The sequence below is a fragment of the Falsiruegeria mediterranea M17 genome, from assembly GCF_900302455.1.
Taxonomy (GTDB): Bacteria; Pseudomonadota; Alphaproteobacteria; order Rhodobacterales; family Rhodobacteraceae; genus Falsiruegeria; species Falsiruegeria mediterranea.
Genome location: NZ_ONZG01000002.1, coordinates 485942 through 495587 on the forward strand (window position 1 = coordinate 485942; position 9646 = coordinate 495587).

The 9646-nt window shown below is 59.2% G+C and carries 8 protein-coding genes; 3 read left to right on the plus strand and 5 right to left on the minus strand.

Going from position 1 to position 9646, the window contains the following annotated elements; translation table 11 throughout:
• The first annotated feature begins 8 nt into the window (after positions 1–8).
• Positions 9–1499, plus strand: a complete 1491-nt coding sequence (locus tag TRM7615_RS05750) for an aspartate kinase (RefSeq protein WP_108785931.1) — start codon at positions 9–11, stop codon at positions 1497–1499.
• Between the two features lie 86 nt (positions 1500–1585).
• On the opposite strand, the gene TRM7615_RS05755 is transcribed toward TRM7615_RS05750, so the two are convergent.
• The 5 genes from TRM7615_RS05755 to eutB all read right to left on the minus strand — a co-directional run bounded on the left by TRM7615_RS05755 (position 1586) and on the right by eutB (position 7022).
• A complete protein-coding gene (locus tag TRM7615_RS05755) occupies positions 1586–2959 on the minus strand; it encodes an aspartate aminotransferase family protein (protein WP_108785932.1) in 1374 nt (457 codons plus the stop codon).
• Positions 2960–2987: 28 nt separating this feature from the next.
• The gene (locus TRM7615_RS05760) at positions 2988–4463 is read right to left on the minus strand and encodes an NAD-dependent succinate-semialdehyde dehydrogenase (RefSeq protein ID WP_108785933.1); all 1476 of its coding nucleotides are present in this window, start codon (positions 4461–4463) and stop codon (positions 2988–2990) included.
• Between the two features lie 82 nt (positions 4464–4545).
• Positions 4546–5034 carry an Lrp/AsnC family transcriptional regulator gene (locus TRM7615_RS05765; protein ID WP_108785934.1) on the minus strand — a complete coding sequence of 163 codons (489 nt, stop codon included), beginning with the start codon at positions 5032–5034 and terminating at the stop codon, positions 4546–4548.
• A gap of 4 nt (positions 5035–5038) precedes the next feature.
• Entirely contained in the window at positions 5039–6025 is a 987-nt protein-coding gene (locus TRM7615_RS05770; protein ID WP_108785935.1) for a cyclodeaminase, read from the minus strand.
• Positions 6015–7022: a hydroxyectoine utilization dehydratase EutB gene (eutB, locus tag TRM7615_RS05775; protein WP_108786011.1), complete on the minus strand. Its 1008-nt coding sequence runs from the start codon at positions 7020–7022 to the stop codon at positions 6015–6017. The genes TRM7615_RS05770 and eutB overlap by 11 nt, the downstream gene beginning before the upstream one ends.
• 267 nt (positions 7023–7289) lie before the next feature.
• On the opposite strand from eutB, the gene TRM7615_RS05780 reads away from it, so the two are divergent.
• Positions 7290–8474: a M24 family metallopeptidase gene (locus TRM7615_RS05780; RefSeq protein ID WP_108785936.1), complete on the plus strand. Its 1185-nt coding sequence runs from the start codon at positions 7290–7292 to the stop codon at positions 8472–8474.
• Between the two features lie 2 nt (positions 8475–8476).
• Positions 8477–9634 (plus strand): acetylornithine deacetylase, encoded by a 1158-nt coding sequence (gene argE, locus TRM7615_RS05785; protein WP_370739777.1) that lies wholly within the window; start codon positions 8477–8479, stop codon positions 9632–9634.
• Positions 9635–9646: the final 12 nt, after the last annotated feature.

Genomic DNA, 9646 nt, shown 5'->3' on the forward strand with positions numbered 1-9646 from the left:
GACACATCGTGACCTTCCCTGCACATACCGTCGAGAAGATCGGCGGCACCTCCATGTCGCGCATCCACGAGCTGCGCGATACCTTGATCGTTGGCGATCGGAAGGCGGACGCCCTGTTCCACCGTGTTTTCGTGGTTTCTGCCTTTGGCGGGATCACAAACCTGCTTCTGGAGCACAAGAAAACCGGCGAACCCGGCGTCTATGCTCTGTTTGCCAATGACGACAATGATCACAGCTGGCTGGATGCGCTGACCCGCGTAGCCGAAGCAATGGGCGCGTGTCACAACAAGGTGCTGCACAATGCCGCCGACCGCACCCTGGCCGAAGATTTCGTCCGTGACCGGATCGAAGGCGCGCGCAATTGTCTTTATGACTTGCGCCGCCTGTGCTCTTACGGGCATTTCCGGTTGTCGAGCCAGATGATGATCGTGCGCGAGCTTCTGTCCGGCCTGGGCGAGGCGCATTCCGCCTATGTCACGACGCTCATGTTGCAGCGTGCCGGGATCAATGCCCGCTTTGTCGACCTCAGCGGTTGGCGCGATGAAACCGAATGCAATTTGCAGGCTCGTATCGCAGGCGCCTTTCAAGACATAGACTTGGCCACAGAACTGCCCATCGTGACAGGCTACGCGCAATGTCGTGAAGGCTTGATGCGCGAGTACGACCGTGGCTATTCGGAAGTTACATTTTCGAACATCGCCGCCTTCACCGGGGCAAAAGAGGCAATCATTCATAAGGAATTTCATCTGTCCTCTGCCGATCCTGCTCTGTTTGGCGCGGAGCAGGTCCGCAAGTTGGGGCATACCAACTATGATGTCGCCGACCAGCTCTCGAACATGGGGATGGAGGCCATTCACCCCAACGCCGCCAAAATCCTGCGTCAATCGAAGGTGGCGTTGCGGGTCACCAATGCGTTTGAGCCCGCTGACCCGGGTACGCTTATCGATGAACAGGCTGCAAGCGCACCGGGCGTGGAAATAATCACTGGGCTGAATGTTGTCGCCTTGGAGCTGTTCGAACAGGACATGGTGGGCGTGAAAGGCTGCGACGCAGCCGCTCTGGACGCGCTCAGGCGTCACAACGTGCGTATCGCCTCGAAAACGTCGAACGCCAATTCGATCACCCACTATGTCGAGGCCCCGCTGAAAATCGTGCGTCGCGTGGTGTCTGATCTGGAAGACGCGTACCCCTCAGCAAAGATCAGTGCTCGCAATGTGGCGATTGTCTCGGCGATCGGGCGTGACCTCAGTGGGCTGAAAGCCTTTAGTCGAGGTCTGATGTCTTTGGAAACGGCGGAGATCGACCTGATTGCCGCCCACCAGACACCACGCAATGTGGACATTCAATTCGTTGTCCCGCGTGAAGCGGCTGATGCTGCGGTGATGGCTTTGCATGCGGCTCTGGTCGAGGCGTCACGCGAAGACCATCTTCAGCAGGTGGCGTCGGCCAACAATTTGCAAACGCGCCACAGGTTGGTTCAATACCAAAAACAAGTTTGATGGTTTGTACTCCCGGGCGAACGTTTCCGCACCCAACTGAACAGGGCCGACATAAGCCGACCCTGTTTGTGAGAATTGCGTGCGAACTAGCCCAGTACCGCTTTCACCGCTTCGACCGTCCCTGCCACTACCTGATCGGCCTCTTCGCGGGTCAGGCAGAAGGGTGGCGCAAAGCCCAGGATGTCGCCTTGCGGCATGGCGCGGGCGATGATTTTGGATTGCTCCAACAGTTTGGCTGAGATTTGAGGGCCGATTTTGTCGGCGGCGTCAAAGAAGGTGCGGCTGTCCTTGTCCTTCACAAATTCCACGGCACAGAGCATCCCTTCGCCGCGGACATCCCCGACTTTGGCATGATCGGCCAGTGCAGCGGCCATGGTCTCATTGAGGTAGGTGCCGACCTCGCCTGCGTTCTGCACCAGGTTCAACTCGTCGATCAGTTTCAGGTTGGCCACGCCGGCTGCCGCCCCGATCGGATGCGCCGAATAGGTCCAGCCATGGCCGATGGGGCCGTTTTCATCGGTGCCCTGTTCCAGCACCTTCCAGACCCTGTCAGACACGATGGACCCGGACAGCGGCGCATAGGCCGAGGTCAGACCCTTGGCGATGGTGATAATATCGGCCTCAAGCCCATAGTGATCTGAGCCCATCATCGTGCCCAGGCGACCGAAACCGGTGACGACCTCGTCAACCACCAGCAGGATATCGTGCTTTTTCAGCACCGCCTGAATGGCTTCCCAATAGCCTGCGGGCGGGGGAACGATGCCGCCCGTGCCCAACACCGGCTCGCCGATGAAGGCGGCGATGGTATCGGCGCCTTCCCGTTCGATCAGCGCCTCCAGCTCCGCCGCACAATGGGCCACAAATTGCTCTTCGCTCTGGTCCAGATCGGCGCGGCGATAGTAGTAGGGCGCTTCGGTGTGGATCACCTGCTCCACCGGCAGGTCGAATTTCTTGTGGAACAGCTCGAGCCCCGTCAGCGAACCGGTGACCAGGCCAGAGCCGTGATAGCCGCGCCAGCGCGAGATGATCTTCTTCTTCTCGGGACGGCCCAGGATGTTGTTGTAGTACCAGATCAGCTTGACGTTGGTCTCGTTCGCGTCCGAGCCGCCAAGGCCGAAATAGACCTTGGACATGTTTTTCGGCGCGCGGTCCAGGATCATCTTCGACAGCGTGATCGAGGCCTCTGTGCCATGACCCACGTAGGAGTGATAATAGGCCAGTTCTTTGGCCTGTTCGCCGATCGCCTCAGCAATCTCCTGACGACCATAACCGACATTCACGCAGTAGAGGCCCGCGAATGCGTCCAGCAGCTTGTTACCGTCACGATCCTCGATAAAGACACCAGATGCGGTCTTGATCACCCGGCTCGGGCTTTCACCACGGGCGTGTTGGGCCAAGTGGGTCGAGGGGTGGAAAAAATTCTCGCGATCCCACTGGTCGAGTTGGTCGTTCTTCAGCATTTGAGTTCCTTTCTAGTCCCGCGTGGGATCACGCCCAGTCACGGCAGACGTATTTGATTTCGGTGAATTCTTCCATGCCCAGACGCGCCCCTTCGCGGCCCAGACCAGATTGTTTGGTGCCCCCAAAGGGGATCGGCGCGCCGGTGACCTTCGTGCGGTTCACCGCGACCATGCCGTATTGCAGCGCGCGGCTGAGCCGATAGATGCGATGCGGGTCGTGGCTGTGCAGATAGGCGACCAGACCGTATTCGCTGTCATTGGCGCGGGCGACGACCTCGTCCTCGGTGTCAAATGGGGCGATCGGGGCAACCGGACCAAAGGTCTCTTCCGACATGATGCAGGCATCTGCGGGCACATCGACCAGCACGGTGGGTTCGTAAAACAGCGGCCCCAGCGGGTGGCGTTTGCCGCCGCAGGCCAGCTTCGCGCCTTTTTCCAGCGCGTCGGCCACATGTTCTTCCTGTTTCTGTACCGCACTCGCATTCATCAGCGGACCGATATCCGGGTCGTCCATGCCGATGCCTACCGTCAAGGATTTGGTGGCGTCGATGAACTTGGCGCAGAATTCGTCGTAAATCGGACGTTCCACGAAGATGCGATTGGCCCCCAAACAGTCCTGTCCGGAGGTGGCGAATTTCGCTTTGATGGTCTCGGCCACGGCCACGTCCAGATCCGCGCCCTTGAAGACGATGACCGGCGCATGGCCGCCAAGTTCCATCACCAGCCGCTTCACTGTATCCGCAGATTGCCGATAGAGCAGCTTGCCCACATTGGTCGAGCCGGTGAAGGACAACGCACGTACTCGCGGATCGCGAGTCCAAGGTTCCACTACGGTCGGGGCGACGCCGGTGACAACATTGAAGACGCCCGCCGGGATGCCGGCGCGTTCGGCCAGTTCGGCCAGAGCCAGCGCACTATAGGGCGTTTCACCCGACGGGTGCGCAACCACTGTGCAGCCCGCCGCCAGAGCCGCCGCCGCCTTGCGGGTCAGCATGGCCGAGGGGAAGTTCCACGGTGTGATCAGCGCGGCCACCCCCACAGGTTCGCGCCACAGCTCAACCTCCGCGTCCGGCAAATGGCTGGTCACACCTTCAATATTGGGACGCTTGGCCTCTTCTGAATAGAACTCTACAAAGGCCGCGCCATAGTCGATTTCGCCACGCGCCTCGGAAATCGGCTTGCCTTGCTCCAGCACCATGATGCGCGCAAGGTCTTCCCTGTGCTCCAGTTGCAGTTCGAACCAGCGGCGCAGGATGGCGGCGCGTTCCTGCGGCAGCAGCCCAGCCCAAGCGGGAAATGCAGCCTGCGCGGCATCAACCGCGGCAGATGATTCCTCTGCCGACATAGCCGTTACATCACCCAGATGGTCACCGTTGGCGGGATCAGTCACAGCAAAGCTGTCGCCGGACGCTGCAGCCACCCATCTTCCATTTACATAAGAAAAAGAACGCACAAGCGCCTTGTCCTCGATATCCGTACGCGCGGAGAGCGCCGTTTCCGACATCGTGTTTCCTCCTCTTGTTGCAGAGGAAACTAGGCGTTGTTGGCAGAAGATGTGACTTAAGTTCAAAGCGACGGTAGATGATTCAACTGCCACTCTGTTCTCCCAGAAGTACATCGAATGGCAGTCCCGCCTGCCCCTTTACCGGCTTGGTCACAATGTAGGTGAAATAGCGGGACAGGCCGATGCGGGCGTCCAACATCTCGTCGATCAGCCGCTGATAGGCGTCGATGTCGCGGGTCACGATCTGCAACAGATAGTCGAACCCGCCGCCGAGCGCCCAGCAGGCCACGACCTCGTCATAGCGGCTCATCGCCGCCTCGAAGGCGCGGAAACTGGCGGCTGTGTGATCAGCGATTTCGGCTGCGACAAAGACCGTCACATGTGGCGCGAGTTTCTTTAGGTTGATGCGGGCGCCGTAGCCGTCGATCAGACCCGCTTTTTCCAGTTTTTTCAGGCGCTCCCAGCATGGTGTGGGGGACAGCCCGATCCTTTCGGCCAGCGCCGCCTTGGTGATCCGCCCCTCTTGCGTGAGAACAGACAGGATCTGGATATCGCGCTTGTCCAAAATCATCCCGTCAGGCCTGAATGACAGTTCCGGCGCTGCCAAAATGTTTGCGGACATGAGTGGCGATGGCAGTGTCCTGGGCGCCAGTACCGGTCAGGTCGCAGATGGTGATCGCGTCAGGTGATATGCGACCGGGTCTTGCCCCGGTGATCACTTCACCCAGTTCGGCTGGTGTGCCTTTATTCCAGAGCCCGGCAGCCATGGCCGCTTCCAGTTCCCCGGACACCTCGCACTGTTTGACGCTGTCGCAGATATACGCATCTGCCGCGACCAGGGCGGAGGGATCGATTTCGTTCTTGCCCGCCTGGTCCGAACCCATGGCCGTGATGTGCAGCCCGGGATGCAACCACTCAGACTTGAGCACAGGTTCGCGCGCGGGTGTTGTTGTGACGACCAGCTGAGATTGCGCGACCAGTTCGGCGGCATCCGTCATGACCTCAGCCTCGATTCCCAAGGCCTTGGCCAGATCGGCGGCGCAGGCGGCGGCTTTCTCTGGGTCGCGGCCATGTACCAATACCTGTTTGAACGGGCGCACCAGATGGGCGGCGATCATTTGCAGGCGGGCCTGCACGCCGGTGCCGATCACACCGGCGGTCTCTACAGTCTTTGGCGCCAGATGACGTGCGGCCACGGCACCGGCCGCGGCTGTGCGCACGTCGGTCAGGTAGCCGTTGTCCAGAAACAGGCTTTCCACCAATCCGGTCTTGGCTGAGAACAGGATCATCAATCCATTCAAGCTTGGAAGGCCCAGTTTCGGATTGTCAAAGAAGCCGGGGCTGACCTTGATCGCGAATCCGTCAAAGCCCGGAATATAGGCGGTTTTCACGTCGACCTCGCCATTGGCCTCGTGCAGGTCCATCGACAAGATTGGGGGCATCACCACTTTGCCAGAGGCCAGGGCGACGAAGGCTTGCTCCACCACGTCGACGACGGTCAGGTCAAGCTTCACGGCCTCTTTCAGTTCGGCTTCGGTGACGATTTGAATGTCATGCGTCATAGGTTTTGCCTTTCACTTCAAGATCTCCGATCATCACGTCCTGTCCGGTCATGAGTTTTGCAAATGTTGGCATGTCCAGATTGCGCCCTGTAATCACCGTGCCAACGGGGCCGTTCGGTTGTGGCAGTTTACCCGCCAGCATCGCCGCCTGCCCCACGACCGAGGCACCCTCGGCCACGATGCGATCCTCGTAAAACACCACCTGCATGGCGTGGAGAATCTCCTCTTCTGTCACCAGGATGGTGTCGTCCAGCAGATCGCGGCAGATCGGATAACTCAGGCGGTTCTCCAACCCGATGCCGCCGCCCAGAGAATCCGCCAACGAGGCGTATTCCGGAACTTCGACCGGCTTGCCCGCGTGGATCGATTCATACATCGCCGCACCGCGATCCATGGTGATGCCGATCACCTTGATGCCTGGATTGATTGCTTTGGCCGCAGTGGCGATACCGGCCGCCAGGCCTCCGCCCGAAAGCGGCACCAGGAGCATATCCAAATCAGGTCGTGTCTCCAGCATCTCGAACCCTATGGTGCCCTGACCTGCAATCACATGCGGATCGTCGAATGGAGAGATTTCTACCAATCCTTCAACCTCACACAGCCGCTGACTTTCGTACATTGCTTCGTCCTGGGTGGTGCCAATGATACGCACATCCGCACCAAGGGCTCTGATCCCATCCACCTTGGCCTGTGGAACCAGTTCGGACATGCAGATCACCGCCTTCATCCCGCGCCGGTTGGCAGCAAAAGTCACGCCACGCCCATGATTGCCTGTCGAGCAACAGGTCACACCCTGCACATCATCCGGCAATGCCATCACCGCCGACATCGCACCGCGTAGCTTGAACGCTCCGACGGGCTGCATGTTCTCCATCTTCATCACGAAGTCATGGCCCGCCACCTTCGACATGAACGGGGACGGGATTAGGGGCGTGTTGTCCGCCACGCCGCGAATGCGATTTCGCGCATCGAGGATATGATGAAGTTCAAGGGTCATTGCAGCCATCAAAGGTTGTCGTCTTCCACGTTTGTCGAGCTAACAAGCAACAGCCGGAGCCAATGCAAGTCATATGGACCACCGCTAGTTGTGTACAACATTATAGAAAGCTCATCTGGATCAATGTGAAAATGCGACCATCAAGCGCCGTTTTTTTACAACTTTCCCACCTTTTCTTGCGGTTAGCTTGGGCAAGAGAGTGCCGCCCCCATCGGCAGATCAACCCAAATTGTACACAACCTTCCACATCTCAACTATGAGGTCGCAATGCCCATCGAACATGCTCCGTTCAGTCAGGTCGAATATGATCGCCGAATTGCCAAGACCCGTCAGGCAATGGATAAAGCAGGGCTGGACCTGCTGTTTGTCACCGACCCGTCGAATCAGGCGTGGCTGACCGGCTATGATGGTTGGTCCTTCTATGTTCATCAGGGCGTCCTTCTAGGCCTTGAGGGCGAACCCATCTGGTGGGGCCGCTATATGGATGCTCTTGGCGGACGGCGGACGTGTTGGATGTCAGAGGGCAATATCCACGGATACGCGGACAACTATGTGCAATCCACCGTGCGCCACCCGATGCAGGATCTGGCCGGACATATCCGCAGGCTGGGCTTGGACACTGCCCGCATCGGTGTTGAGATGGAGAACTATTACTACTCGGCCAAGGCCCATGCCGTGCTGGTCGAAGAGCTGCCAAACGCCGCCATCCAAGACGCGACCGCCTTGGTGAACTGGCAGCGGCTGGTGAAATCCGACGAGGAAATCATCTTTATCCGCAAGGCCGCGCGCATTTCCGAAAAGGTCATCCAGACCGCTATCGACCGCGCCGCGCCGGGTGTGCGCAAGAATGATCTGGTGGCCGACATCTTCCATGCCGGGATCACGGGCGTCGATGATGATTGGGGAGACTACCCGGCGATCGTTCCGCTGACGCCCTCGGGGCTGGACGCAACGGCCGCCCACCTGACATGGAACGGCGCCCCCATGCGTGAAGGCGAAGCCACATTCTTTGAGCTGTCGGGCTGTTACCGGCGCTATCACGCGCCGCTGTGCCGGACGGTCTATCTTGGTACGCCACCGCCCGAAATGCGGGCTGCGGAACAGGCCCAAATCGAAGGGATCGCCGCTGGGTTGGACGCCGCCCGCGCAGGCAACCGGACCTGCGACATCGCCAACGCCTTCCTTGATGTGCTGGCAAAACATGGCCTCTCGCGCGAAGGCCGCATGGGGTACCCGATCGGGCTCAGCTATCCGCCGGACTGGGGCGAGCGCACCGCCTCAATCCGGACCGAGGACGAAACTGCTCTGGAACCGGGCATGGTGTTTCACTTCATGCCCGCGCTTTGGATGGAGAGCTGGGGGCTGGAAACAACCGAAACCATCCTGATCACTGAAAACGGACCGGCCGAGGCATTGTGCAATATGGACCGGAAACTCTTTGTGAAGGACTGATCGTGAACGCACTTGCAGACACAAAGACCCTGCTGGGGGAGCTCATTGGCTTCCCCAGCGTGTCTTCGGACAGCAATCTGGACATGATCCAGCATTTGGCTGAGCGCCTGGCCGACTGCGGGGCCGAAGTCGAAATCTGGCATGATGAGACCGGGACCAAGGCGAACCTCTTTGCCACCCTTGGCCCAAAACGCGATGGCGGTATCGTGTTGTCGGGGCATTCGGATGTTGTGCCCGTGACCGATCAGGATTGGGCCTCTGATCCATTTTCGATGACAGAGCAGGACGGCAAATGGTTTGGGCGTGGCACCTGTGACATGAAGGGCTTCATTGCCGCCGCCGTTGCCATGGCCCCCCGCTATGCGGAGCTGGACTTGCAGCGCCCGGTTCACTTTGCCTTCACCTATGATGAGGAAATCGGCTGTTTCGGTGCCCGCGCGCTCGCAAACACCTTGCGTGAAAAGGGCATCAAACCTGCGGTGGCCATCATTGGAGAGCCGACTTCAATGCGGATCATCGAGGGCCACAAGGGCTGCTATGAATACACCACCCACTTCACGGGGCTTGAAGGGCATGGGTCCGGCCCAGATCGGGGCGTGAACGCTGTAGAATATGCCGTGCGCTATGTGTCCAAGCTTATAGAGCTGAAAACGGATTTGCGCAGCCGCGCACCAGAGGGCAGCCGATTTGAACCGCCCTGGACCACCATCAACACCGGCGCATTGGTGGGCGGCGTTGCCCACAACGTGATTCCCGGCAAAGCCCGTGTGGAATGGGAAATGCGACCAGTCCAGAAATCTGATGCCGATTATGTGAAAGAAGAATTGCACCAGTTTTGTGCGCACACGCTCATCCCTGCGATGCAAGCCGTACATCCGAAAGCCGGGATCGAGACCGAGGTGATCGGCGAGGTCGATGGGCTTGAGCCTATGACGGAGAATGAAGCACGCGATCTGGTGATGGAGCTGACCGGCGCCAATGGCGCTGATGTCGTGCCTTTTGGCACCGAAGCTGGTATCTTTCAGGGGCTTGGCATGTCTGTAGTCGTCTGCGGCCCCGGGTCCATTGATCAGGCGCACAAACCGGATGAATTTGTCTCGGTCGATCAGATGGAGCAATGCCTGGACATGCTCACCCGCCTTTCGGCCAAGCTGATCTAATGCGGCCCTCGG

Excerpts from the sequence above, each read along its gene's own strand:
- TRM7615_RS05770 (WP_108785935.1), bottom strand. The coding sequence starts at position 6,025 with ATGACGCATGACATTCAAATCGTCACCGAAGCCGAACTGAAAGAGGCC.
- TRM7615_RS05760 (WP_108785933.1), bottom strand. The coding sequence starts at position 4,463 with ATGTCGGAAACGGCGCTCTCCGCGCGTACGGATATCGAGGACAAGGCG.
- eutB (WP_108786011.1), bottom strand. The coding sequence starts at position 7,022 with ATGACCCTTGAACTTCATCATATCCTCGATGCGCGAAATCGCATTCGC.
- TRM7615_RS05755 (WP_108785932.1), bottom strand. The coding sequence starts at position 2,959 with ATGCTGAAGAACGACCAACTCGACCAGTGGGATCGCGAGAATTTTTTC.
- TRM7615_RS05765 (WP_108785934.1), bottom strand. The coding sequence starts at position 5,034 with ATGATTTTGGACAAGCGCGATATCCAGATCCTGTCTGTTCTCACGCAA.
- TRM7615_RS05780 (WP_108785936.1), top strand. The coding sequence starts at position 7,290 with ATGCCCATCGAACATGCTCCGTTCAGTCAGGTCGAATATGATCGCCGA.